The sequence below is a fragment of the Cupriavidus sp. L7L genome, from assembly GCF_004353535.1.
Classification (GTDB): Bacteria; Pseudomonadota; Gammaproteobacteria; order Burkholderiales; family Burkholderiaceae; genus Cupriavidus; species Cupriavidus oxalaticus_A.
The window spans coordinates 257850-281019 of the sequence record NZ_SMNY01000022.1 but is presented as its reverse complement, the minus strand read 5'-3'; the positions used below and the strand labels follow the sequence as shown (position 1 = coordinate 281019).

20 protein-coding genes are annotated in these 23170 nt (G+C 70.4%); 12 read left to right on the top strand and 8 right to left on the bottom strand.

Going from position 1 to position 23170, the window contains the following annotated elements; genetic code table 11:
- The first annotated feature begins 1 nt into the window (after nt 1).
- From E1J61_RS20735 to E1J61_RS20725, 3 genes are read left to right on the top strand one after another with little or no spacing between them, the layout of a single operon-like run.
- Nucleotides 2-853 (top strand): ABC transporter ATP-binding protein, encoded by an 852-nt coding sequence (locus E1J61_RS20735; protein ID WP_133095887.1) that lies wholly within the window; start codon nt 2-4, stop codon nt 851-853.
- 32 nt (nt 854-885) lie between these two features.
- Nucleotides 886-1797, top strand: a complete 912-nt coding sequence (locus E1J61_RS20730) for an ABC transporter permease (protein WP_133095886.1) — start codon at nt 886-888, stop codon at nt 1795-1797.
- Between the two features lie 55 nt (nt 1798-1852).
- Nucleotides 1853-2623, top strand: a complete 771-nt coding sequence (locus tag E1J61_RS20725; RefSeq protein WP_133095885.1) for a class I SAM-dependent methyltransferase — start codon at nt 1853-1855, stop codon at nt 2621-2623.
- An 11-nt stretch (nt 2624-2634) separates the two neighbouring features.
- On the opposite strand, the gene E1J61_RS20720 is transcribed toward E1J61_RS20725, so the two are convergent.
- Both E1J61_RS20720 and E1J61_RS20715 read right to left on the bottom strand, forming a co-directional pair.
- Nucleotides 2635-2994 (bottom strand): LysR family transcriptional regulator, encoded by a 360-nt coding sequence (locus E1J61_RS20720; protein WP_133095884.1) that lies wholly within the window; start codon nt 2992-2994, stop codon nt 2635-2637.
- 212 nt (nt 2995-3206) lie between these two features.
- Nucleotides 3207-3440: an IclR family transcriptional regulator gene (locus E1J61_RS20715; RefSeq protein ID WP_195430021.1), complete on the bottom strand. Its 234-nt coding sequence runs from the start codon at nt 3438-3440 to the stop codon at nt 3207-3209.
- Nucleotides 3441-3946: 506 nt separating this feature from the next.
- Here E1J61_RS20715 and E1J61_RS20710 point away from each other — a divergent pair.
- Together E1J61_RS20710 and E1J61_RS20705 are read left to right on the top strand one after the other, a co-directional pair.
- Nucleotides 3947-5206 carry a diguanylate cyclase gene (locus tag E1J61_RS20710; RefSeq protein ID WP_133096037.1) on the top strand — a complete coding sequence of 420 codons (1260 nt, stop codon included), beginning with the start codon at nt 3947-3949 and terminating at the stop codon, nt 5204-5206.
- A 100-nt stretch (nt 5207-5306) separates the two neighbouring features.
- Nucleotides 5307-6563, top strand: coding sequence for an Hsp70 family protein (locus E1J61_RS20705; RefSeq protein ID WP_133095882.1), 1257 nt, complete (start codon nt 5307-5309; stop codon nt 6561-6563).
- Nucleotides 6564-6598: 35 nt separating this feature from the next.
- Here the strand turns inward: E1J61_RS20705 and E1J61_RS20700 are convergent, their stop codons facing one another.
- The 4 genes from E1J61_RS20700 to E1J61_RS20685 form a co-directional block, all read right to left on the bottom strand.
- Nucleotides 6599-7279, bottom strand: a complete 681-nt coding sequence (locus E1J61_RS20700; protein ID WP_133095881.1) for a phosphorylase — start codon at nt 7277-7279, stop codon at nt 6599-6601.
- Nucleotides 7276-9336 carry a squalene--hopene cyclase gene (shc, locus tag E1J61_RS20695; RefSeq protein ID WP_133095880.1) on the bottom strand — a complete coding sequence of 687 codons (2061 nt, stop codon included), beginning with the start codon at nt 9334-9336 and terminating at the stop codon, nt 7276-7278. Before shc ends, E1J61_RS20700 begins: the two co-directional genes overlap by 4 nt.
- A gap of 88 nt (nt 9337-9424) precedes the next feature.
- Nucleotides 9425-10297, bottom strand: a complete 873-nt coding sequence (gene hpnD / locus E1J61_RS20690) for a presqualene diphosphate synthase HpnD (RefSeq protein WP_133095879.1) — start codon at nt 10295-10297, stop codon at nt 9425-9427.
- Between the two features lie 253 nt (nt 10298-10550).
- Entirely contained in the window at nt 10551-10754 is a 204-nt protein-coding gene (locus tag E1J61_RS20685; protein ID WP_029045406.1) for a cold-shock protein, read from the bottom strand.
- A gap of 850 nt (nt 10755-11604) precedes the next feature.
- Between E1J61_RS20685 and E1J61_RS20680 the strand changes: the two genes are divergently transcribed.
- From E1J61_RS20680 to E1J61_RS20670, 3 genes are read left to right on the top strand one after another with little or no spacing between them, the layout of a single operon-like run.
- A complete protein-coding gene (locus E1J61_RS20680) occupies nt 11605-12333 on the top strand; it encodes a response regulator transcription factor (RefSeq protein WP_133095878.1) in 729 nt (242 codons plus the stop codon).
- Nucleotides 12326-14029, top strand: coding sequence for a FecR domain-containing protein (locus E1J61_RS20675; RefSeq protein WP_133095877.1), 1704 nt, complete (start codon nt 12326-12328; stop codon nt 14027-14029). The genes E1J61_RS20680 and E1J61_RS20675 overlap by 8 nt, the downstream gene beginning before the upstream one ends.
- On the top strand, nt 13944-16514 hold the full coding sequence (locus tag E1J61_RS20670; protein ID WP_133095876.1) for a CHASE2 domain-containing protein: 2571 nt from the start codon (nt 13944-13946) through the stop codon (nt 16512-16514). Before E1J61_RS20675 ends, E1J61_RS20670 begins: the two co-directional genes overlap by 86 nt.
- A gap of 164 nt (nt 16515-16678) precedes the next feature.
- Here the strand turns inward: E1J61_RS20670 and E1J61_RS20665 are convergent, their stop codons facing one another.
- Complete coding sequence (locus E1J61_RS20665; RefSeq protein WP_133095875.1) at nt 16679-18079, bottom strand: heavy metal sensor histidine kinase; 1401 nt, start codon at nt 18077-18079, stop codon at nt 16679-16681.
- Entirely contained in the window at nt 18076-18768 is a 693-nt protein-coding gene (locus E1J61_RS20660; protein ID WP_133095874.1) for a heavy metal response regulator transcription factor, read from the bottom strand. Before E1J61_RS20660 ends, E1J61_RS20665 begins: the two co-directional genes overlap by 4 nt.
- A 158-nt stretch (nt 18769-18926) precedes the next feature.
- On the opposite strand from E1J61_RS20660, the gene E1J61_RS20655 reads away from it, so the two are divergent.
- The 4 genes from E1J61_RS20655 to copD are packed head-to-tail and all read left to right on the top strand — an operon-like array spanning nt 18927 to nt 23157.
- Complete coding sequence (locus tag E1J61_RS20655; RefSeq protein ID WP_133095873.1) at nt 18927-20759, top strand: copper resistance system multicopper oxidase; 1833 nt, start codon at nt 18927-18929, stop codon at nt 20757-20759.
- 8 nt (nt 20760-20767) lie between these two features.
- Complete coding sequence (locus E1J61_RS20650) at nt 20768-21784, top strand: copper resistance protein B (protein ID WP_133095872.1); 1017 nt, start codon at nt 20768-20770, stop codon at nt 21782-21784.
- A gap of 44 nt (nt 21785-21828) precedes the next feature.
- Nucleotides 21829-22215 carry a copper homeostasis periplasmic binding protein CopC gene (gene copC, locus E1J61_RS20645; RefSeq protein ID WP_133095871.1) on the top strand — a complete coding sequence of 129 codons (387 nt, stop codon included), beginning with the start codon at nt 21829-21831 and terminating at the stop codon, nt 22213-22215.
- A gap of 9 nt (nt 22216-22224) precedes the next feature.
- Complete coding sequence (gene copD, locus E1J61_RS20640) at nt 22225-23157, top strand: copper homeostasis membrane protein CopD (protein ID WP_133095870.1); 933 nt, start codon at nt 22225-22227, stop codon at nt 23155-23157.
- The last annotated feature ends 13 nt before the right edge of the window (nt 23158-23170 follow it).

The window sequence follows — 23170 nt, the reverse complement described above, 5'->3', positions numbered from 1 at the left end:
CATGGCCACGCACAGCCTGCGCGTGGTGGCCGACCGCGCCGCGCCGCTGCTACCGCCGTTGCTTCAGATTGACGGCGTGTCGCTCGAGTACCGCACGCCCGAGCGCATCGTGCGCGCCACGCACCGGGTCAGCTTCGACGTGCATGCGGGCGACCGCTTCGTGCTGCTGGGGCCGTCCGGCTGCGGCAAGTCGACGCTGCTCAAGGCGGTGGCCGGCTTCGTCGCGCCCGCCGAGGGTGAGATCCGCCTGGAAGGCCAGCGCGTGCAGCAGCCCGGGCCGGACCGCATCGTCGTGTTCCAGGAGTTCGACCAGCTGCCGCCGTGGAAGACCGTGGTGCAGAACGTGATATTCCCGCTGCGGCAGGCGCGCGGCCTGTCGCGCGCCGAAGCGCGCGAGCGCGCGCTGGACAGCCTGGAGAAGGTCGGCCTCGCTGATTTCGCCGATGCCTACCCGCATACGCTGTCGGGCGGCATGAAGCAGCGCGTGGCGATCGCGCGGGCGCTGGCGATGCGGCCCAAGGTGCTGCTGATGGACGAGCCCTTTGCCGCGCTCGACGCGCTGACGCGCCGGCGCATGCAGGAAGAACTGCTGGCGCTGTGGGACGACGCGGGTTTCACGCTGCTGTTCGTCACGCATTCGATCGAAGAGGCGCTGGTGGTGGGCAGCCGCATCCTGCTGCTGTCGCCGCACCCGGGCCGCGTACGCGCCGAACTGAACAGCCACCAGTTCAGCCTGGCCAGCCAGGGTGGCACGGAATTCCAGGCCGCCGCGCAACGCATCCACACCATGCTGTTCGGCGAGCCTGCCGCCGACGCGCAGCCGCTGCGCGCGCGCAGCGCCGCGGGCCGCTAGCGAGCCTTACTGCGGAAAGGGAAAGAAGCATCATGACGCAATCCACCCTGGCGCTCCCCGAGTCGCCCGAACTCCGTCCCGACTTCCGGCCGCTGGTGCGCCCGGCATACGAGCGCGACATCGAACCCTTCACCGAAGCGCCGCTGGCGCGCGCGCTCCCGTGGCAGCAACGGCTGTGGCAGTACGGCTGGCTGCGCAAGGCCGTGATCCTTCTGGCGCTGGCACTGGTGTGGGAAATCGTGGCACGCGTGCAGGACAACGACCTGCTGCTGCCGACGTTCCTGGCGACCCTGCGCGCCTTCGTCCAGGATGTGGCCAGCGGCGAACTGCCGGGCAAGGCGGCGGTGTCGCTATCGGTGCTGCTGCGCGGCTATGCCGCGGGCATCGTGCTGGCGTTCGTGCTCACGTCGCTGGCGGTATCGACGCGCTTCGGCCGCGATGTGCTGGACACGCTCACCGCCATGTTCAATCCGCTGCCGGCGATCGCGCTGCTGCCGCTGGCGCTGCTGTGGTTCGGGCTGGGCACCAGGAGCCTGGTGTTCGTGCTGGTCCACTCGGTGCTGTGGCCGCTGGCGCTGAACATGTACGCCGGCTTCCAGGCGGTGCCGCAGACATTGCGCATGGCCGGGCGCAACTATGGCCTGCGCGGGCCGCGCTATGTCGCGCTGGTGCTGGTGCCCGCCGCGCTGCCGGCGATCCTGTCGGGGCTGAAGATCGGCTGGGCCTTTGCCTGGCGCACGCTGATCGCGGCCGAGCTGGTGTTCGGCGCGTCGTCGGGCGAGGGCGGCCTGGGCTGGTTCATTTTCCAGAACCGCAACGAGCTTTATACGGACCGCGTGTTCGCGGGCCTGGCGGCGGTGATCCTGATCGGCCTGCTGGTGGAGGGGCTGGTCTTCACCACGCTGGAGCGGCTGACCGTACGACGCTGGGGCATGCAGCACTAGCCGCGCGGGGACTTCGGGCGTAGCCTACGGCACCGTAAAGCCAACCGGAGCCGCCATGACCGCCATCCACCAGGCCGCCGCACAGGGATTCGCCAGCCAGGCCGATGCCTACGCGCGCGGACGCCCCGAATATCCTGAAGCCATCGATGGCTGGCTGCGCGCCACGCTCGGGCTGGGCCCGGGCCGCACCGTGCTGGACCTGGGTGCCGGTACCGGCAAATTTACGCGCCGGCTGGCCGACACCGGTGCAGCGGTGATCGCTGTCGAGCCGGTGGCGCAGATGCGCGCGCAGCTCGCCGGTGCGCTGCCGGCCGTGCGGGCGCTCGCGGGCAGCGCCGAAGCGATTCCCTTGCCCGATGCCAGCGCAGACGCAGTGGTCTGCGCGCAGGCGTTCCACTGGTTTGCCAACGACCGCGCCATCGCCGGGATCCGCCGCGTGCTGCGGCCGGGCGGCCGGCTGGGGCTGGTCTGGAACGTACGCGATGAAAGCGTGGACTGGGTCGCGCAGCTGACCGCCATCATGACGCCCTACGAGGGCGACGCGCCGCGCTTCTACAAGGGCGACTGGAAGCGGGTCTTTCCCGCCGAGGGCTTCGGCCCCATGGCGCTGCACAGCCTGCCATACACGCACGCGGGCCCGCCGCAGCAAGTGATCGTCGACCGGGTGATGTCGGTGAGCTTCATTGCCTCGCTGCCCGGCACGGAGCAGGAGCGCGTGCGCGCCGCGCTGCAGGCTGTCATCGATGGCCATCCGGCGCTCGCCGGACGGCAGGAAGTCGCGTTTCCCTATCGCACCGAGGCCTATAGCTGCGAACGCCTGGCCTGAGCCGCGCCGCGCTACATCGTCGCGTGCCGGACCCAGAACGCCGGGCCGCGGCGCGCGGCGTCACTGAACTCCGGCGGCGGGCCGGTGCGGCCGGCGCACGGGCGCGGCGCAATCTGTTCCCAGATGTGCAGCATCGCCATGACCTTGGGCAGGGCCTTGACGCCGGTGGGCGTGGGCAGCCAGTTGGGGCTGCCCACGCTGAACAGCGGCGTGCCGAGCACGGCCTCGAGGCTGCGGATCTGGTAAAGGAGTCTCTGGGTCTGTATGCCCAGCGCTTGCGCGGCGCGGGCGGTGTCGCGGTGCTGCATCAGTGCGACGAAGGCGCGCAACGACAGGAAGCTGACGCGCCTGTTGTTGACAAGGTATGCCATGGATGTGCCCTTGCCGGGACGGGCACTGGCGGCGCGCTGGGGCACCGTTGCGCGGCGGGGAGGCGATGCACCCCGGGTGCGCGGCCTGTTGCCGGCGGATCGAAGTTAATCGATCGTAGCGGCGCACGCACGGGGGTAGGGCGGGGAAGCTTCCGAGTTAAGGTGGGGAATGGTCCCGGTCAGATGGTCACAGATGGCGATGCCGGTGCGCTTCAGTGCATCGGCAAATGGCCGATCGCCGTCAGCGCCTGCATCACCTCGGGCGACAGGCGGCGTTCGCGGCACGGCACGCCGGCGGTCTCCAGCGTGGTCCACAAGTCGGCATCGCCGGTGACGATGCGTTGCCGCAGGTGCGCCAGGTATGCGTACTCCGCGGATGTCAGCGGGCGCGGTGCGCTGCGCAGGTCATCCAGGATGGCGCCAAGCGAGAGGGCGGGAACGGTCATACCAGGGTCGGGAATAGCAGGGCGGGTCATTGATGCAGTATTGACGCGAGATTCTTGCGCGGTCGGCGCGGTAGGCAACGCATGATTTTATCCAGCCGGTGCAGTGCCTGCTTAACCAAATGCAACCAACTTTGACCTCAATTCCGCTTGCACGCGAGCGAGTGGCGATTGCGTGGTGGCAATGTGGCGCATGCTGAGGCTGGTGGGGCGCGCAAGCCGCTTGCGCGCGAGTGGTTGCCGTTAGAGGCATCCTTCAACGCGGTCTGGGTGTTGCATAAAAACGCCAGTGGGATCTATCCATGCGACGCCGTGCAGCGGCGCCGGCACCACAACCGGCCCGTCATGCACGCCCCCGGCTAGACGGGGGTGCCAACTGCCAGCGCACGCGGGCTATCATGCTCGTTTGCCGAGCGCCGCCGGCCTGCCGCGGCGTGTCTTGACTGTCCCTTGGCCCCAGTCCCGCCCATCGATTGACGGCAAGGCGGACCGCCTCCTTGAGGATTCCCGTGCACCTGGACCAGCAGACCATTGCGGTCGTGATGATGGTGTTTTTCTGCAGCACGCTGGTGATCGCGGCGGGGCTGGTGTTCGCGCTGCGCGCGAGCGAGGCGGGACGCCTGTGGGCATCGGGGCACGTGCTGGCATCCGGCGCGGGCCTGGCGCTGGCGTTGAGCGCGGCCACAGGCACCATCCACCTTGGCACGTTAGGGGCGGGTGCCTTCGTCATCGGCTGGCTGCTGATCTACCGCGGGGTGCGCGTCTATTACGGCGTGCCGGCGTACCCGGGCGCGCTGGTCAGTGCCGCCACCATCGTGCTGGCCACCCTGGTGGCCGTTGGTGGCCTGCCCGGCGGGCCTCAGCTGGTGCTGCGCGTGGTCTACGGCGTGCTGGCGCTGTTGTCGCTGGCCACCTTTGCCACGCTGGCGCGCGCCGGGCGCGGGCGGCGCAGCATCGGAGCCCCGCTGGTGCTGGTTGCCAGCCTGGTGCAACTGGCCACGCAGCTGGCCGGCTTTGACCATGCGATGCGGCTGGCCGGCGCCGATGTGCAGCCGATGATCCTGTTCTTCGCCGGCCCCGCCGGCTCGGCCTGGATGCTGGCGCCGCTGATCGCCACGCTGCTGGGCCTGTTCGGCTTCACCGTGATGGCAATGGAGCAGATCGTCGCGCACAACGAGAGCGGCGCGCGCGTCGATGCGCTGACCGGCCTGCTCAACCGCGGCGCGCTGGAGATGTCGGCGCTGCAGCTGGTGGCGCGCTGGCAGCGCGACGGGCTGCCGCTGTCCTGCCTGGTGATCGACATCGACTACTTCAAGCAGGTCAACGATACCTTCGGCCACCATGCCGGCGATGCGGTGCTGCGCGAAGTGGCGCACGCGCTGGACAACTCGCGCCGCGCCTCCGACGTGGCCGGGCGCTATGGCGGCGAGGAGTTCTGCATCCTGTGCCCGCACACCGACGAGCAGCAGGCGTCGGCGCTGGCCAACCGCATCCTGCGCAAGGTGCGCGCGATCGCGCTGCCGGGCGCGCAGGGCTTTGCCAGCGTCAGCATCGGCGTGGCCCAGCTGCGCGGCGGCCCGGGCAGCAAGGAAGGCCTGTGGCGCGCGCTGTTCGCCGATGCCGACCGCGCGCTGTACTGCGCCAAGGAGCACGGGCGTGACCGCTATGTGCTGGCCTCGTCGATGGCCGCGCCGGTGCCGGGCCACGCCCCGCCGGTGCCGGGCCACGCCCCGCCGATGCTGGAGCCTGCCGCCGACCCCGTCGCCTGAAATCGCGGGGCCGCCGCGCGCCTGCCCTACAATGGCGCCCCCGCCCGGACTCGCGTCCAGCGGCAACTGATGTGGTGTCTTGCAGGAAAATCTGGAATCAATGATGTCAAACGCATGCGGCCTGGACTTCGGCACGTCCAACTCAACCGTCGGCTGGAGCCGGCCCGACCGCCCCGCGGCGCTGCTGCCGCTGGAAGACGGCAAGGTGACGCTGCCGTCGGTGATCTTCTTTCACGCCGAGGATCCGCTGGTCAGCTATGGCCGCGCCGCGCTCGGCGACTACCTGGCCGGCTATGAAGGGCGGCTGATGCGCTCGCTCAAGAGCCTGCTCGGCACCTCGATGATGGACGACAGCACCGAGGTGATGGGGCAGGCCATGCCGTTCCGCAAGCTGCTGGCGCATTTCATCCGCGAGCTGAAGGCCCGCGCCGAGCAGGCCGGCGGCACCACCTTTACCCACGCGGTGCTGGGCCGCCCGGTGTTCTTCATTGACGAGGACCCGGCCGCCGACCGGCTCGCCGAAGAGACGCTGGCCGAGATCGCGCGCGACGCCGGCTTTGCCGAGATCGCGTTCCAGTACGAGCCGATCGCCGCGGCGTTCGACTACGAAGCCGGCATTTCGCGCGAGGAGCTGGTGCTGGTGGCCGATATCGGCGGTGGCACCTCGGACTTCTCGCTGGTGCGCCTGTCGCCCGAACGCGCCCGCAAGACCGACCGCAGGGGAGACATCCTTGCCAACGGTGGCGTGCATATCGGCGGCACCGACTTCGACCGCGCGCTCAGCCTGGCGCGCGCCATGCCGCTGCTTGGGCTGGGCAGCCAGCTGCGCAACGGCAAGGCGATGCCGTCGAGCCAGTACTTCGACCTGGCCAGCTGGCACACCATCAACTACGTCTACACGCGCAAGGCCTGGTCGGTGGTGATGGACAACTACCGCGATGCTGCCGACACCGTCAGCCTCGACCGCCTGGTGCGGCTGATCCGCGAGCGTGCCGGCCACTGGCTGGCGATCCAGGTGGAAGGCGCCAAGATTGCGCTGTCGGATGCGGCCAGCACCGAGGTCGACCTGCACCGGCTGGAGCAGGGGCTGATGCTGACGATCACGCGCGACGAATTCGATGCGTCGATCGACAAGCTGGTCGCCAGGACCGAGAAGACGGTCCAGCAACTGCTGGTTGACGCGGGCGTGGACGGCAACGGCGTCGATACCATCTTCTTCACTGGCGGTTCCAGCAGCGTGCCGTTGCTGCGCCAGCGGCTGGCGGCACTGCTGCCGCAAGCGCGCTGCGTCGAAGGCGACCGATTCGGCAGCATCGGCAGCGGGCTGGCGCTGGATGCGGTGAGGAAGTTCGGCTGAGGAAATCCGGACGACGTTCGGCTCGACCGGCGCGCCTACTGCTGCAGCACGTCGCGCAACGCAAAGCCGTCGCCCACCGCCAGCCTGGCCGCCCGCAGCGCGCCACGCGCCGCGGCGGCATCGCCCGCCAGCCGCAGCAGCGCCGGCAATTGCCACGGCGCGCGCAGCAGCCCGCCCAGCACCGCCGCCACATCGGTCTTGCCGCCTTCCCCCATCCCCGCCGCCGCCGCGGCCGGCACGGCGCGGCTGGCCGGGTCGATGACCACGCGGCAAGCCGCGAACGGCAGCCGGCAGGCGGCGGCCATGCGCGCGGCGAGATGCGATTCCATGTCGACGCACAGCGCGCCGCTGGCCTGCCGCAGCGCGTGTTTTGCGGCGACGTCGAGCACCGGCTCTTCCGTGCCGGCGATGGGGCCGACCCGGGCATGCGGCAGCGCCGCGTGCAGCGCATGGGTCCAGTCCGGCGCGGTGTCGTAGCGTTCGCCGGGCGCGCGGATCTCATCGGCAATGACCAGGTCGCCGGGCGCCAGCGCCGGGTCCAGCCCGCCGGCGACGCCGAAGCTGACGATGCCCCGGCACGCGCGGCTGGCCATGGCCGACACCTCCTGCTCCAGCGCGACGCCGCGCAGCCCGTGCACCACGCGGCAATGCGGGCCGGCGGCGATGCCGGCCTCGAAATCCATGCCGGTGACGACCATGACGAAGGGCGCGTTCACAGGCCCCACGCCACGCGGCCCTCAGCGACACCCTCACCGCCACCGTCACCGCCGCGCCGCAGGTTGCGGTAGCGCGCCAGCGCCCACAGCGGGAAATAGCGCGCGTATCCGTGGTAGCGCAGGTAGAACACGCGCGGGAAACCCACGGCGGTGAAGCGCGGCTCGTGCCAGAGCCCGCCTTCCTGCGGCGGGCGCTGCGTGCGCAGCAGGTAGCCGATGCCGCGCGCGACCGCCGGGTGTTGCACGGCGCCGGCCGCCATCAGCGCCAGCAAGGCCCAGGCAGTCTGCGATGCCACGCTGGGCGCGGACTCATAGCCGCGGTAGTCGAGCCGGTAGCTGGCGCCGTCTTCGCCCCAGCCGCCGTCGTCGTTCTGGATGCCGGCCAGCCAGTCGGCGGCGCGCCGCACCGCGGGCGCGTCGGGCCCCAGGCCGGCCGCATTCAGCGCGCACAGCGCGCTCCAGGTGCCATAGATGTAGTTGGTGCCCCAGCGGCCGAACCAGCTGCCATCCGGCAGCTGCTCGGCCAGCAGGTAGCGCAGCGCGCGCGCGGCGGGCTCGCTGCTGGCGGGCGTGGCGCCGGTCTGGCACAGCATCGACAGGCAGCGCGCCGAGACATCCGCGGTGGGGGGGTCCAGCAGCGCGCCGTGGTCGGCGAAGGGGATGTTGTTCAGGTACAGGTGCGTGTTCTCGGGCTCGAACGCACCCCAGCCGCCGTTGCCGCTCTGCATGCCGACGATCCATTCGGCCGCGCGCGCCACGGCTTCGTCGTAGCGGCCGGGCGCGGCGTGTTCGCGCATGTAGCGGTCCATCGCCGCCGCCACCACGGCGGTGTCGTCGACATCCGGGTAATGCGCGTTGGCGTACTGGAAGGCCCATCCACCCGGGCGCACCCGCGGGCGGCGCACGCTCCAGTCGCCGCGCACGTCCAGCACCTGCAGCGGCTTGAGCCAGTCCAGCGCGCGCCCCACGGCCGCGGCCGCGCGCGCCTCTCCGGTCTCGAGCAGCGCTTGCGCGGCCAGCGCGGTGTCCCACACCGGCGACAGGCAGGGCTGGCAGTAGGCCTCGTCGCCATGCTCGACCAGCAGCCGCTCGACCGAGTGCCGGGCCACCGCGCGCGCGGGATCGTCGGCCGGCACGCCCAGCACGTCGAACATCATCACGCTGTTGGCCATCGCCGGAAAGATCGCGCCGAGCCCGTCCTCGCCATTCAGCCGCTCGCGCACGAACCTTTGCGCCGCGGCGATGGCGCACCGGCGCAGCACGCCCGGGAACGCCGGCTCGGCCACGCGCAGCAGCGCGTCGAGCCCGCGGAACAGGTTGTACCAGCCGGCGTGCTGGTGCGGCGCGCGCGGCGCGAGGCCGACGCTGCGGCGCGGGTTGGAGAAGAGTTCGTCGATGCCGATCCCGCGCGGGTTGCGCGCGCGCGGGCGCAGGCTGTTCAGCACCAGCAGCGGCACGATCACCGTGCGCGCCCAGTAAGAGACCTTGGACAGGTGGAACGGGAACCAGCGCGGCAGCAGCATGATTTCCACGGGCATCATCGGCACCGCCGACCACGGCATCACGCCGTACAGCGCCAGCAGCGTGCGCGTAAACACGTTGCTGGCCTCGGCGCCGCCCATGGCATGGATGGCCTGGCGCGCGCGCGCCATGTGCGGCGCCTGCGGATCGTCGCCCGCCATCTTCAGCGCGAAGTAGGCCTTGACGCTGGCGCTGATGTCCGCCTTGCCGTCATGGAACAGCGGCCAGCCGCCATCGGCGTTCTGGATGCGGCGCAGGTAGCGCGCGATGCGCGCTTCGAGCGCCAGGTCGGGCGCCTCGCCCAGGTAATGCACCAGCAGCACGTATTCGGCCGGGATGGTGGCGTCGGCTTCCAGCTCGTAGACCCAGTGGCCATCGGGGCGCTGCTGGTGCAGCAGCGCATCGACCGCGAGGCCGATGCCGTGGTCGAGCTCCTGTGCGGCAGATCGCTGGGCGAAAGCAGGGGCGAACGCCGGATCGGCGGCGACCCGGACAGGCGGGGCTGTCGTGCCCAAGGCGGTCTCGTTGATCGACATGCGGACTCCTTGTGCCGGCGCGGGCGGGATGATCCGCGCCCGGCCTCGGCTTGCATCGGCTTACATCGCCGGCAACGGCATGCGGCGCTCAGCCAATGGCGTGGCGCAGCATGATCCAGAGCAACTGCGCGCGCGGCAGGCGCACGCGCTGGCGCGGTGCCCGCCAGCCCTGCATGCGCAGGCGCGCGAGGATGCGGTGGTAGACGTCGGCCATGATGCGCGGCGAGCGCACCAGCCGTGCCGGGCAGCGCGCCATGATGGCGTCGGCCTGGTCGTAGTGCGCCTGCGCTTCCAGGGCCAGCGCCGCGCAAGCCTGGCCGATTGCCGCGTGCGCGACCACCGCCTGCGGCGTGGCGCCCGCGGCATCGATGCCGGCGGCGGCCAGCGCCTCGACCGGCAGGTAGAGACGGCCGATGGCGGCATCCTCGTCGATGTCGCGCAGGATGTTGGTCAGCTGCAGCGCGCGCCCCAGGTGGTGCGCCAGCGCGATGCCGCATGACGTTTCCAGGCCGAACACGCGCACCGCCAGCCGCCCCACCGCGCTCGCCACGCGGTCGCAATACAGGTCGAGGGTGGCGGCGTCGGGGGCGCGGATGTCCTGCACCACGTCCATGGTCATGCCGTCGATGACGGCGAGGAAATCCTGCTGCTGCAGGTCGAAGGCGCGGATCTGCACGGCCAGCGGCTGCAGCGCCGCGGGCGGGCTGCCCGCGTAGCAGGCGGCGATGTCGCTGCGCCAGGCATCGAGCCCTGCCAGGCGCTCCGCATGCGGAGCGTTGCCGTCGGCGATGTCGTCGACCGCGCGGCAAAACGCGTAGATCTCGAACATGGCCTGGCGCTGGTGCGCCGGCAGGATGCGCAGTGCGGCATGGAAGGAACTGCCGGCAGAGGCGGCGGCTCCCGCGCTGGAGCCGGCCACGGCGGCGGGGGTGTCTTGCGTTGCGATCTGAGTACCGGCCACGTAACTCCTCGACACGCTGCATACCTTCCCGCGCTTCGCACGCAACGGTGTGCGCGCCCATGCGCGGGCGGTGGTTGTGGGTCGGGCGATTATAGCAACATCAACCCTGGCATCGCGGCGCCCTGGCCGGCGGCAGGGAGGCGGCAGCGCATTGCCGGCGCGCAAAAGAAAAGCCCCGCGCCGGAGCTGCGGGGCTTGCTGGCCGGCGCGGCGTCGCGAGACGCCGCCGGACCGGGCCGGTCCTAAACCGGTATCAGACGGCCTGAATCTTGGTGGCTTGCTCGCCCTTCTGGCCCATGGCCTTGACGTAGCGCACCTTCTGGCCTTCCTTCAACGACTTGAAGCCCGAGCCTTCGATTGCGGAGAAGTGCGCGAACAGATCGTTGCCGCCTGCGTCCGGCGTGATGAAGCCGAAGCCCTTGGCGTCGTTGAACCACTTAACGGTACCGGTTTCCATATCTATCTCAACCTTGGATTTCAAAATGAGCGAAAAACGCTCGTTATACACCGTGTGCAACGCAGGCAACGGATTGTTTTGGTTCCGCTGCTGCATCCGTATGACCTCGATATGTCGCTGTCGTGACAACCGAAAACGTCACGGAACAACACACCAAATGACACACCCCAAAGGGCGCTGCACAAGTGGGAATCATTCTGCCGAATTTTCCCGATGTGTCAATCAGGCGAAGCGCCTAATCATGATGAGAGGTTCCGATAGGAGATATTAACGTCTTCTACTTCGCATTCGATTCAGTGAATTCCCTGAGTGTGCTTGCCTGCGCGGTTTGGACTGAATTTCAGATGGGTGCACCTTGAATGCGCGCCGAATGCGGGCTCCTGGTGCGGAAGGTCCGTGTTTCGGTGCATTTGTTTCGCTTTGTTTCAAATGCATTACCACATTCGGGGGATGTTTTTGCCCGTTCGGGTGTGGGCGGCAATAGTTTGGGGCAAATCCGGCGGGAGAAATGCCGCAGCGCTCCATTTCGCAGAACGATTCTCGCGCAACGTATATAGGGTGAACCCCTGCATGCCGCCAGTCCGCCGCCCCCGCTCGCCCGCGATCGTTGCGATTGGCCGGTTTTTCGCCTCGGATCGATGACCGATCCCGGCATGTTGCGGCATGCCCCTCGTCGGTAGCCTCGACGGCGGGTGTCGCTGTTAGGTAACATTGCGACTTCCGGCTTGCTTCGGCCACGCTTGCCGCGCGATTGACCATGGGCCGCGCCCGCCAGGGTGGATATCAGAGCAGCCGTCAGTATTGCCCGGCGCGCAGTCGCAGTGGCAGTCGCAGTAGGCAGGGGGAGTGGATGAGAATTGCCTCGGTGGAGGACGATCCGGATCAGGCCGAACTGATCCGGCAGATTTTGGGCGAGGCCGGTTTCGAGTGCGAATCGTTCGCCAATGGCGCCGATTTCCTGCGCGCGCTGCGCGAACGGGCGTTTGACCTGCTGATGGTCGACTGGCAGTTGCCCGGCACCAGCGGCTATGAACTGGTCAGCTGGGTGCGCCAGAAGTCCGGCAACATGCCGCCGATCCTGTTTGTCACCAGCCGTACCGGCGAGGCCGACATCGTCGCCGGCCTGAGCGTCGGCGCCGACGACTACATGCTCAAGCCCATCCGCGCCGGCGAGCTGGTCGCGCGCGTGCGCTCGCTGCTGCGCCGCGCCTATCCCGAGGCCGCGCAGGAAGTCGAGCTGATCCGGCGCGGTAACTACACCGTCGATCCCCATACCCGCGCCATTACCATCGGCGGCCAGCCCGTGCAGCTGTCGCCGCGCGAGTATGAGCTGGCCCTGTTCCTGTTCCGCAATACCGGGCGCCTGCTGGCGCGCGAGGTGGTGGAGCAGGCGGTCTGGGGCCGCGCCATGGGCGCCGGCTCGCGCACGCTCGATACCCATATCTCGCGGCTGCGGCTGAAGCTGGCGTTGCGCCCCGAAAACGGCGTGCGGCTGACGTCGGTGTATTCGCACGGCTATCGCTTTGAGGAAATTTCCGCTGGCGAAGCGGAAGCTGACGAGGCCGCGGCGGATGCGTAAGTGGATTGGCGCGGCTGCGCTGGCCTGGTTGGCCGGCGTGGCGGGTCCGGCCCAGGGCGGGCCGGCGGGCGCGGAGGGCGCCGATTTCCTGTACCTGGTGGAGCCGGGCGATACCCTGATCGGGCTGGCCGAGCGCTACATGGCCTCGTCCGATGGCTGGCGCACGCTGCAGCGGCTCAACGGCGTGGCGGATCCCTACCGGCTGGTGCCCGGTTCGCGGCTGCGCATCCCGCTGAGCCAGATCCCCGAGCAGGCCGCGTCGGCGCGCGTGGTCTATGTCAACGGCGAAGTGCGCGCCAACGGCCGTGCGGTGCAGGTGGGCATGTCGCTGGACGAATCGGCACGGATCGAGACCCCGGCGGCCGGCTCGGTCACGCTGGAACTGCCCGATCGCAGCCGCATCACGTTGCCGCCAAATACCACGGTGGCCGTGCGCCGGCTGCGTACGTTCGCGCGCAGCGGCCTGACCGATACCGTGATCCGCATCGACCAGGGCGGCGCCGATACCCGCGTGGCGCCCGAGGGCAGCGGCGTGGGCCGCTTCGAGCTGCATACGCCGATGATGGTCACGGGCGTGCGCGGCACCAGCTACCGGGTTGCGGCCGACGCCGCCGGCAGCCGCAGCGAGGTGCTGGAAGGCCGCGTGGGCATCAGCGCGGCGCGCCAGGCCAGGCCCCTACCCGCCGGTCGCGCCATGACGGCGGCGGCGCAAGTGAGCGCCGGCTACGGCGTCGGCGTGTCCGATCGTGGCCGGCTGTCGCAGCCGGTGGCGCTGTTGCCGGCGCCGGTGTTGCTGCCCCCGGCCGATACCGTGCTGGGCCCGGCCTTCGACGCCGCCTGGCAGCCGGTGCCCGGCGCCAGCGCGTACCGTGTCACGGTGGCGCGCGACGCGGCGCTGACGGAACTGGCCTGGAGCGGCACCACCACCGACACCCGCGCGCGTCCGGAGGGCCTGCCGGAAGGCACGCTCTATCTTGCCGTCAGCGCCATCGACGCCAACCGGCTGACCGGCCTTGCCGCGCAGGCGCCGGTGGCCGTGCGGCTGAACCCGCCGGCGCCGTTCACGCTGCAGCCAGCCGCCGATGCGGTGCGCTATGGCGAGACGGTGGCGTTCGCCTGGGCGGCGGTGCCCGGCGCCGGCAGCTATGAACTGGCCGTGGCCGCGGATGCCGGCTTCGCCAGCGAGGTGGCACTGCATCCCGCCGCCGAGCCGGCCAGCGCGCAGCCGCAGGCGCCGGGCCAGTACTGGTGGCGCGTGCGCAGCGTCGACGCCGCGGGCCGGCCCGGTCCCTGGTCGGCGCCGGTCGCCTATCGCGTCGAGCCGCCGGGCCCGGTGCCGTCGATGCAGGACGACGGCAAGACGCTGCAGATCGGCTGGCCCGCCGACCGTGGTGCGGGCACCGGCTACCGGGTCCAGTTGTCGGCCGATGCCGGCTTTGCCACGCTGCTGGTGGACCAGCACAGCGAAACCAACGCCATCGAGCTGCCGCGTCCGGCGCCCGGCGTCTACTACGTGAGGGTCGCCCGCGCAGCGCCGGGGACCGCGCCCGACCCGGCGGCCTTCTCCACGCCGCAGCGCATCGAGGTCTTCACCTACCTGATGGACGGCAATGGCGGTGCCATCGGCGCGGGTGGTGGGACAGGTGGCGGCGCGGGTGGCGGGACGGGTGGCGGTGGCCGCATCCGCCTCCACTGAGCCCGCCGCGGCGCCGGAGCCGGACGCGCCGATCGCGCCGGGGCGCGCCTTCGGCCGCCGCACGCTGGCAGAATGGTGCGTGCTGGTCGCGGCGGTGCTGGCGCTGGTGCTGCTGGCCGCGCGCCAGGGCTGGACCGAACGCGCCGACCTGGCCGCCTACGACACCGCCATCGCCGCCCAGCACCATCCCGCCCGCGACGACATCGTCATCGTCGCCATCGACGACGCCAGCATCACCGCCATCGGCCGCTGGCCCTGGCGCCGCGCGGTGCTGGGGCAACTGGTCGAGCGCATTGCCGGCGGCGGCCCGCGCGTGATCGGCGTCGACGTGATCCTGTCCGAGCGCGACACCCGCTATCCGCAGGACGACGCGCTGCTGGCGCGCAGCCTGGCGCAGGCGGGCAATGTGGTGCTGCCGGTGGTGGCCGAACCGAGCACCGGCGGCACCGGCGGCATGCTGGTGCGCTATCCGCTGGCGGGGCTGGGCGCCGCGGTCGGCCATATCAACATGGTGGTCGATACCGACGGCGTGGCGCGCCAGGTCTGGCTGCGCGAAGGGCCGCAGCCGGTCGAGGGCGCCGGCGTGCCGCACCTTGCGGCGGTGATGGCCGGCATGCTGGCAGAACCGGGACGCGCACCGCGCGCGCTCGACAGCTACCGCCACGAAGCCGCTCGCGTCGCCGAAAGCAACGGCTGGCAGCGCAGCGGCCGCCTGCGCATTCCCTACGCCGGCCCGCCCGGCACCTTTGCGCGCGTGTCGGCGCGCGACGTGCTGGAAGGCCGCGTCGATCCCGCGCGCTTTGCCGGCAAGGCGGTGCTGGTCGGCGCCATGGCCACCGGCATGGGCGATGTGCTGCCCACCCCGGTGTCGCGCGACGGCCGCGGCATGAGCGGCGTCGAGATCCTGGCCAATACGCTGCAGGCGCTGACCGACGGCGACGCCATCCTGGCGGTGCCGCGCGGCTGGCAGCTCGCGGGAACGCTGCTGGCGGTGCTGCTGGCGGCGCTGGCCGCGCTGCGTTTGCCGCCGCGTGGCGCGCTGGTCGCCACCGGGCTGCTGCTGGCGGCCCTGCTGGGCGGCTCGCTGGCGCTGCTGGCGTTAGCACGGTTCTGGTTCGCCCCGGCCGCGGCGGCGCTGGGCTGCCTGCTGTTCTACCCGCTGTGGGCGTGGCGCCGCCAGGAAGCGGCGCTGCGCTTCCTGGCCGACGAACTGGCGCGGCTGGAGCGCGAGCCGGGACTGATGCCGGCACCGCACTACACCGGCGCCACGCTGGACAGCCGCATGCGCGCCGTCTATGGCATGAGCGCCAGGCTGCGCGGCATGCGCCGATTCCTCTCCGACGGGGTGGAAAGCCTGCCCGATGCCACCGCCATCTGCGACCTGGCGGGCGGCGTGATGCTGGCCAACCGCCGCTGCGTGGCGCTGGCGCCGGCGGTGCTCGGGAACATGGCCGCGGCAACCGATAGCGGCCAGCCGCGCCCGCCGATCCGCGACGTGATCGAGGCGCTGTTCCCGGCGCCCGCGCCGGCGCTGGCGTACTGGCACGCGCTGCATGACCGCCATGCCGGGGTCCGGCCGGGGCAGGAGCCCGTGCCCGAGGGCGGCATCGAGGTGGCCGGGCGTGGCGACCGCCGCTACCTGGTGCACGGCGCGCCGCTGCACGGAGAATCCGGCGCGGTGGCGGGGCTGATCGTCAGCGTCACCGACATCACGGCGATCCGCGTGGCCGAGCGCCAGCGCGAGCAGATGCTGCGCTTCCTGTCGCATGACATGCGCTCGCCGCAGGCATCGATCCTGGCGCTGATCGAGCTGCACGAGCGCCGCGCCCGCCGCAATGCCGCCGACACCGCAGACACCGACGATGCCGCCGACACCGACGACGGCCACCATCGCGCCGCGCAGGCCGGAAGCGCCGGCGACAGCAACAGCGCCGTGCTGCACCGCATCGCCGCCCACGCGCGCCGCACCATGACGCTGGCCGACGATTTCATCAGCGTGGCGCGCGCCGAGTCGCAGTCGCTCGCCTTTACCGAGGTCGAGCTTGGCGGCCTGGTGCTGGATGCCACCGATCAGCTATGGGCGCTGGCCAATGCCCGCAGCGTATCGCTGCAGGTCGACCTGCCCGACGAGCCCGCCGTGCTGCGTGGCGAGCCCGCGCTGCTGGTGCGGGCCATCGCCAACGTGGTCAGCAACGCGATCAAATTTAGCCCACACGGTGCCGAGGTGGCGGTGACGCTGACGCACGCGCACCAGCATTTCGTGATCGCGGTGCAGGACCACGGCCCCGGCATCGACGAGGCCGACCAGGCGCGGCTGTTCGAGCCCTTCGTGCGCCTGCACGAGGGCCGGCAGGGCGCGCCGGACGGCACGGGGCTGGGCCTGGTGCTGGTGCGCGCGGTGGCCGTGCGGCATGGCGGCAAGGTCACGGTGCAGAGCGCGGCAGGCGCCGGCGCGACATTCCGGATCGCATTGCCGGCGGGTTAAGCGTGGGTCCGCCGACACAATTGTTGCCATTCGATCAGGGCGGAATTGCGTAGCATCGGACCGCCGCTGGAGCCGCATCCGGCGGTTTTTGCGCCCTTGCCAGCTCCCCCAACGGCCTTACTGGCTCGGGCGGTTTTTTTACATGCCATGCAGCCCGCCGGCAATCACGTCCGCACGATGTCCTGTTCGCGCCGCGCGCGGAACGTCAGCACGAAGCGCGTCCTGCCCGCGATCGACTCGGCGGCGATGGCGCCGCCATGCGCGGCCATGATCGCCTGCGTGATCGCCAGGCCCAGCCCGGTGCCGTCCGACTCTGGCCGCGCGCGCGACTTGTCGGCGCGCGAAAAACGGTCGAACAGCGACGGCACGAATTCGGGCGGAATGGTTTCGCCTTCGTTTTCGACCACGATATCCACCGCATCCGCGCCTGCCTGCGCGCGCGGCACGATCGTCACCATGATCGGCTTGCCCGCGGTCGCGTGCCGCAGCGCGTTGGACAGCAGGTTGCTGAGCGCGCGCCGCACCATCAGCCGGTCGCCGGTGATGCGGCCGCTGCCGCGCTGCCGCAGCTGCACGCCCTTGTCCTCGGCCAGCGCATCGTAGAAGTCGAACAGGGCCGCGACTTCCTGCTCGAGCGTGATGGGCTCGGCGCTGGGCAGCGTGATGCCGTGTTCCATCTTGGCCAGGAACAGCATGTCGGACACCATGCGCGCGAGCCGCTGGAGCTCCTCGGCGTTTGACGCCAGCACCTCGCGGTACTTGGCCGCATCGCGCGGCTGCGACAGCACCACGTCGGTCTGCGTCATCAGGTTGGTGATCGGCGTGCGCAACTCATGCGCCAGGTCGGAGGAGAATTCCGACAGGCGCCTGAAGTCGTCCTGCAGCCGCGCGAGCATGGCGTTGAGCGTGGCGGCCAGGTCGGCCATTTCCACCGGCACCGCTTCCACCGGCATGCGCTCGTCGAGCTTGTGCGCGGTGACCGTGCGTGCGCGCGATGCCATGGTGCGCAGCGGCGCCAGCCCGCGGCGGGCCGCCCACCAGCCCAGCAGCCCGCTGGCCAGCGCGGCCAGCGCGGTGTAGAAGGCCAGCGACTTGCGGAACGCCTGCATGAAGTGCGCATGCAGCGCGGTGTCCATGCCGACCACGATGCGCAGCGCGCCGGCACCCGGCACCTGCGCCACGGCGCGCAAGCCGCGGTAGGCCTGTCCGCGCTGCTCCCAGGCGAAGGTATCGCGCTGCGCTGCCGTGGCAACGGCCTGCGCGGGGCCGAAATCGAAGCCATGCGTGGCGTACACGCGTTGGCCATCCGCGTTGCGCACCTCGGCGACGAAGCCGGGATGGTGCTCCAGCGCCTGCCCCAGCCGCTGCGGCAGCGACGCCATCGGGCCTTCGGCCGCGATCTTGCGGACCAGGCGCACGTTGTCGTCCAGCACGGCATAGTCTTCGTCGGCGAAATGGCTGTCCATCGCCAGCCAGATCAGCACGCCCAGCCCCAGCAGCACCACCGCCGACGACAGCGAAAACAGGATCGTGAGCCGCGCCGTCAGCGACAGCCGGGCCTTCATGCCGCATCCTCCGGGTCCGGCGCCTCCAGCACATAGCCCATGCCGCGCACGGTCTGGATCAGCCGGGGCTCGAAGCCGTCGTCGATCTTGGCGCGCAGGCGGCGGATGGCCACGTCGATCACGTTGCTGTCGCTGTCGAAGTTCATGTCCCACACCTGCGAGGCGATCAGCGAGCGCGGCAGCACTTCGCCGCGGCGGCGCGCCAGCAGTTCGAGCAGCGCGAACTCCTTGCTGGTCAGCGTGATGCGGCGCCCGGCCCGTGTGGCGCGCCGGCGGCCCAGGTCGAGCACAAGGTCGGCCACCTGGATCCGGTCGAGCGCCATATGCGCGGCGCCGCGCCGCAGCAGGGTGCGTACGCGCGCCAGCAGTTCGGAGAAAGCGAAGGGCTTGACCAGGTAATCGTCGGCGCCCAGTTCCAGGCCCTTGACGCGGTCCGCCACGCTGTCGCGCGCGGTCAGGAACAGCACCGGCACGGCGATTTCGGCGGCGCGCAGCGCCTGTACGATGCGCCAGCCGTCCATGTCCGGCAGCATCACGTCGAGGATGACGAGGTCGTAGGGCTCGGTCATGGCCAGGTGCTGGCCGTCCAGGCCGTTGTGCACCAGGTCGACGACAAAGCCCGCTTCCGTCAGGCCCTGGCGCAGGTACTCCCCGGTCTTGGACTCGTCTTCCACTACGAGAAGCTTCATTGGCCCTGGATTCCTTGCAATCAATGGTTGCGGCAACTGTACGCGCGCGCGGCGCGCGAGAACATGACCGGAAGATTACCGGATTGTCATGTTCCGGTCAGGCGAGGGTAGGGTGGCGCTAGCTACGCTTGGCTTGCCTTGATCAACAATTTGAAGCCATGCGACGCCACCGACCTACGGGCCTCTTGCTGCCCACGCCTCCCGACCTGCCACGCCGCCGCTTCGTCCAGGGACTGGTGGCCGGCGGCGTGGTCGCCGGGCTGGCGGGGTTTGGCGGCGCCAGCGCGCTGGCCGGCACGCCCCACCGCGCCACCGCTGCCGCCGCGGCGGGAACCGCGCCGGTGCTGCGCGGCACCGAGTTCGACCTCGTGATCGGCGAGTCGATGGTCAACTTCACCGGCAAGCCGATGGTGGCGACCACCATCAACGGCATGCTGCCGGGCCCGACGCTGCGCTGGCGCGAGGGCGACACCGTCACCATCCGCGTCACCAACCGGCTGCGCGAGGCGACCTCGATCCACTGGCACGGCATCATCCTGCCGTTCGGGATGGACGGCGTGCCGGGCATCAGCTTTGCCGGCATTGCCCCGGGCGAGACCTTCACCTACCGCTTCAAGGTGGCGCAGCAGGGCAGCTACTGGTACCACTCGCACTCCGGTTTCCAGGAGATGACAGGGGTCTACGGCGGCATCGTCATCGACCCGGCAGCGGGCCGCGAGCACGGACACGCCGACCGCGACCACACCGTGCTGCTGTCCGACTGGACCGACGAAGACCCGATGCGGGTGCTGACCAAGCTGAAGGTGCAGAGCGACTACTACAACTACAACCAGCCGACCGCCGTCGACTTTTTCCGCGACGCGGCACGCGACGGGATGAAGCAGGCGCTGGACAAGCGCCGCATGTGGAACCAGATGCGGATGAGCCCGACCGATCTCGCGGACCTGTCCGGCGCAACGCTGACCTACCTGACCAATGGCGTCACGCCTGCCGGCAACTGGACCGGGCTGTTCCGCCGCGGCGAAACCGTGCGGCTGCGCTTTATCAACGGCTCGGGCAATACCTTCTATGACGTGCGCATTCCCGGCCTGAAGCTGCGCGTGGTGCAGGCCGACGGGCAGGACCTGGAGCCGGTCACCGTCGACGAATTCCGCTTCGGCCCGGGCGAGACCTGCGACGTCGTGGTCGCGCCGCAGGACGACGCCTACACCATCTTCGCGCAGGCGATCGACCGCACCGGCTATGCGCGCGGCACGCTGGCCGTGCGCGAAGGACTTTCGGCACCCGTGCCCGCGCTGGACAAGCCGGAGTGGCTGACCATGGCGGACATGATGGGCGACATGGGTGGCATGGGTGGCATGGGCCATGGCGGCGCGCATGGCATGGACCACGGCAGCATGCACGGCATGGATCACAGCCAGCACGGCATGGCGGCGATGCCGGCCGAGGCGTCGCTCAAGGTGCCGAGCAAGGTCGCGCGCCACGCCCGCACCGAGTATGGCGCCGGCACCGACATGCGCGTCGACACGGCACGCACCAACCTCGACGATCCCGGCATCGGCCTGCGCAACAACGGCCGGCGCGTGCTGACGCTGGCCGACCAGCACACCATCGGCGGACCGATGGATCCGCGCGGCCCGGGCCGCGAAGTCGAACTGCACCTGACCGGCAACATGGAACGCTACACGTGGTCGTTCGACGGTGTGGAATTCGGCAAGTCGACGCCGATCTATTTCAAGTACGGAGAACGGCTGCGCGTGATCCTGCACAACGACACCATGATGACCCACCCGATGCACCTGCACGGCATGTGGAGCGAACTGGAAGCGCCGGACGGCAGCTTCCAGGCGCGGCGCCACACCATCCCCGTGCAGCCGGCGCAGCGCATCAGCTTCCTCGTCACCGCCGATGCGCTGGGACGCTGGGCCTGGCATTGCCACCTGATGATGCATATGGATGCGGGCATGTTCCGCGAAGTGGTGGTGGCGTGATGACGGCGATGAAGAAGGCTTCCCGTTCGCTGGCCAGGCCAGCCACCCGCGTCGCGGCCGCCGTGCTGGCATTGGCCGCGATGGGCGCCGCGTCGGCGCAGGATCCGCACGCGGGCCACCAGGGCCATGGTGTGCCGGCGCAGGACACTTCCCCGATGCAAGGCATGGAGCCGATGCAGCCGATGCAGCCCATGGAACCCATGCAGCCGATGCAGCCGACGCAGCCGACGCAGCCGATGCAGCAATCCGGCGCGATGGATCACGGCGACATGAAGATGCAGGGCGGCAGCGCCCCGCCCGATGCGCGCGATCCGAACGCGTATTCCGGCGGCTACCAGCTCGGCGTCGGCAAGTACGCGCTGGGCGACAAGCGCCAGCTGGTGATGGCCGACGAGCACCTGTTCGCTTCCGTGCTGGTCGACCGACTGGAGTGGGCGCACGCCAGCGGCGAAAACGCCGCGGCCTACGAGGCGCAGGCGTGGTTCGGCAACAGCTACGACAAGCTCGTGCTGAAGGCCGAAGGCGAGGCCGCCAAGGGGAAGATGCATGACGCCCGCACCGAACTGCTGTGGGGCCATGCGGTGGCCACCTACTGGGATACCCAGCTGGGCCTGCGCAACGATGCCGGCAGCGGCCGGCCCGCGCGCAACTGGCTGGCATTCGGCATCCAGGGGCTGGCGCCGTACTGGTTCGAGGTCGACGCCACCGCCTACCTCGGCACCAGCGGCCGCACTGCGTTGCGGCTTGCCGCCGAGTACGAGCTGCTGCTGACGCAGCGCCTGATCCTGCAGCCGCGCATCGAAGCGAACCTGTACGGCAAGAACGACCCCGAGACCGGCATCGGCAGCGGCCTGTCCAGCGGCACCGCGGGCGTGCGCCTGCGCTATGAGATCAGCCGGCAGTTCGCGCCGTATATCGGCGTCGAGCGCTACCAGGCCTTCGGCAACACGGCGGACATGATCCGTACCTCCGGCGGCCGCGCCGGCGAGACGCGCTTCGTGGCCGGCGTGCGCATGTGGTTCTGAGCGGCCGCCATTTTTCTTTCTTACTACCAATACGGAGCACAGCCATGCGAATCAAGCGCCCCCTGATCGCCACCATTGCCGCCGCGGCCGCCGCGCTGGCCAGCAGCGCAGCCCTTGCGCATCCGAGGCTGGTCACGTCCTCGCCCGCCGACAAGGCCGAGGTGGCCGCGCCGCAGAAGATCGAGCTGACCTTCTCGGAAGACCTCGTCACGCAGTTTTCCGGCGCCAACCTGGTGATGACCGGCATGCCCGGCATGGCCAGCCATGCGCCGATGAAGATGGCCGTCAGGGTGTCCGCCAGCAGCGACCCCAAGGCCATGGTGATCACGCCGGCGCAGCCGCTGCCCGCGGGCAGCTACCGCGTCGAATGGCGCGCCGTGTCGGCCGACACGCATCCCGTCACCGGCAATTTCTCTTTCACTGTCAAGTGATCGCGAGCGATGGACTGGCTCGCCGTGGTGCTGCGCCTGGCGCTCTATGTCGTCCTGGGCCTGGCGTTCGGCCTGCCGCTGTTCTGCCTGGCTTCGCTGCGGCGCGATGAGCACGGTGCGCACGGTGCGCGCTTCGCCGCGCAGTGCCGTGCCATGGCGCTCGGTTTCGCGCTGGCCGGCATCGTGCTGTCGCTGGCCGGGCTGGCGGTGATGGCCAGGACGATGAGCGGCGCGGCGTCGTATGCCGCATTGGACCGCGAGGTCTTCGCCATGATCCTGACCGGCACGGCATACGGCCTGGCCTGGTCGGTGCGCGTGGCAGCGCTGGTGCTGTGCCTGCCCGCCATGCTGGTGCTGCGCGCGCGGCCCGTAGCGCAGGCCGTATCGCTGGCGACGCTGTCGGCGGTGGCGCTGGCAGCGCTGCCCTGGGCCGGCCACGGCGCGATGAGCGAGGGGATTGGCCATTACGTGCACCTGGCCGCCGATGCGGCGCACTTGCTTGCCGCGGGTGCGTGGGCTGGTGCGCTGGCCGCCTTCGTGCTGCTGTCGCGGGCACGGTCCGGATCCGATCCCGCCGCGCTGTCGCTGCTCAGCCGCACGGCCAACGGCTTCGCCCGACTCGGCACCGGCATTGTCGTCACGCTGGTGCTGACCGGCGTACTGAACTACGGCTTCGTCGTCGGTGCTGCGCTGCCGGACTTCTCGGCCACCGCATACGGCGGCTTGCTGGCCGCCAAGCTCGCGTTGTTCATGGCGATGCTGGCGCTGGCCGCGGCCAACCGCTTCCGCCACGCCCCTCGGCTGGCGCAGGCCTTGCGCACGGGCCAGGCCGCCATGGCGGCGCGCGCGCTGCGGCGCAGCGTGGCGCTGGAAGCGGCTGCGGGCACGGCGGTGCTGGCGCTGGTCGCGGCGCTGGGCACGCTGTCCCCCGCAACGGGCTGATTCAGCCGGTGCG

What these genes read in the sequence shown, in the direction of transcription:
- E1J61_RS20735 (WP_133095887.1), top strand. Translation starts at nt 2, where the DNA reads ATGGCCACGCACAGCCTGCGCGTGGTGGCCGACCGCGCCGCGCCGCTG.
- E1J61_RS20730 (WP_133095886.1), top strand. Translation starts at nt 886, where the DNA reads ATGACGCAATCCACCCTGGCGCTCCCCGAGTCGCCCGAACTCCGTCCC.
- E1J61_RS20725 (WP_133095885.1), top strand. Translation starts at nt 1,853, where the DNA reads ATGACCGCCATCCACCAGGCCGCCGCACAGGGATTCGCCAGCCAGGCC.
- E1J61_RS20720 (WP_133095884.1), bottom strand. Translation starts at nt 2,994, where the DNA reads ATGGCATACCTTGTCAACAACAGGCGCGTCAGCTTCCTGTCGTTGCGC.
- E1J61_RS20715 (WP_195430021.1), bottom strand. Translation starts at nt 3,440, where the DNA reads ATGACCGTTCCCGCCCTCTCGCTTGGCGCCATCCTGGATGACCTGCGC.
- E1J61_RS20705 (WP_133095882.1), top strand. Translation starts at nt 5,307, where the DNA reads ATGATGTCAAACGCATGCGGCCTGGACTTCGGCACGTCCAACTCAACC.
- shc (WP_133095880.1), bottom strand. Translation starts at nt 9,336, where the DNA reads ATGTCGATCAACGAGACCGCCTTGGGCACGACAGCCCCGCCTGTCCGG.
- E1J61_RS20685 (WP_029045406.1), bottom strand. Translation starts at nt 10,754, where the DNA reads ATGGAAACCGGTACCGTTAAGTGGTTCAACGACGCCAAGGGCTTCGGC.
- E1J61_RS20680 (WP_133095878.1), top strand. Translation starts at nt 11,605, where the DNA reads ATGAGAATTGCCTCGGTGGAGGACGATCCGGATCAGGCCGAACTGATC.
- E1J61_RS20675 (WP_133095877.1), top strand. Translation starts at nt 12,326, where the DNA reads ATGCGTAAGTGGATTGGCGCGGCTGCGCTGGCCTGGTTGGCCGGCGTG.
- E1J61_RS20670 (WP_133095876.1), top strand. Translation starts at nt 13,944, where the DNA reads ATGGCGGTGCCATCGGCGCGGGTGGTGGGACAGGTGGCGGCGCGGGTG.
- E1J61_RS20665 (WP_133095875.1), bottom strand. Translation starts at nt 18,079, where the DNA reads ATGAAGGCCCGGCTGTCGCTGACGGCGCGGCTCACGATCCTGTTTTCG.
- E1J61_RS20660 (WP_133095874.1), bottom strand. Translation starts at nt 18,768, where the DNA reads ATGAAGCTTCTCGTAGTGGAAGACGAGTCCAAGACCGGGGAGTACCTG.
- E1J61_RS20655 (WP_133095873.1), top strand. Translation starts at nt 18,927, where the DNA reads ATGCGACGCCACCGACCTACGGGCCTCTTGCTGCCCACGCCTCCCGAC.
- E1J61_RS20650 (WP_133095872.1), top strand. Translation starts at nt 20,768, where the DNA reads ATGAAGAAGGCTTCCCGTTCGCTGGCCAGGCCAGCCACCCGCGTCGCG.
- copC (WP_133095871.1), top strand. Translation starts at nt 21,829, where the DNA reads ATGCGAATCAAGCGCCCCCTGATCGCCACCATTGCCGCCGCGGCCGCC.
- copD (WP_133095870.1), top strand. Translation starts at nt 22,225, where the DNA reads ATGGACTGGCTCGCCGTGGTGCTGCGCCTGGCGCTCTATGTCGTCCTG.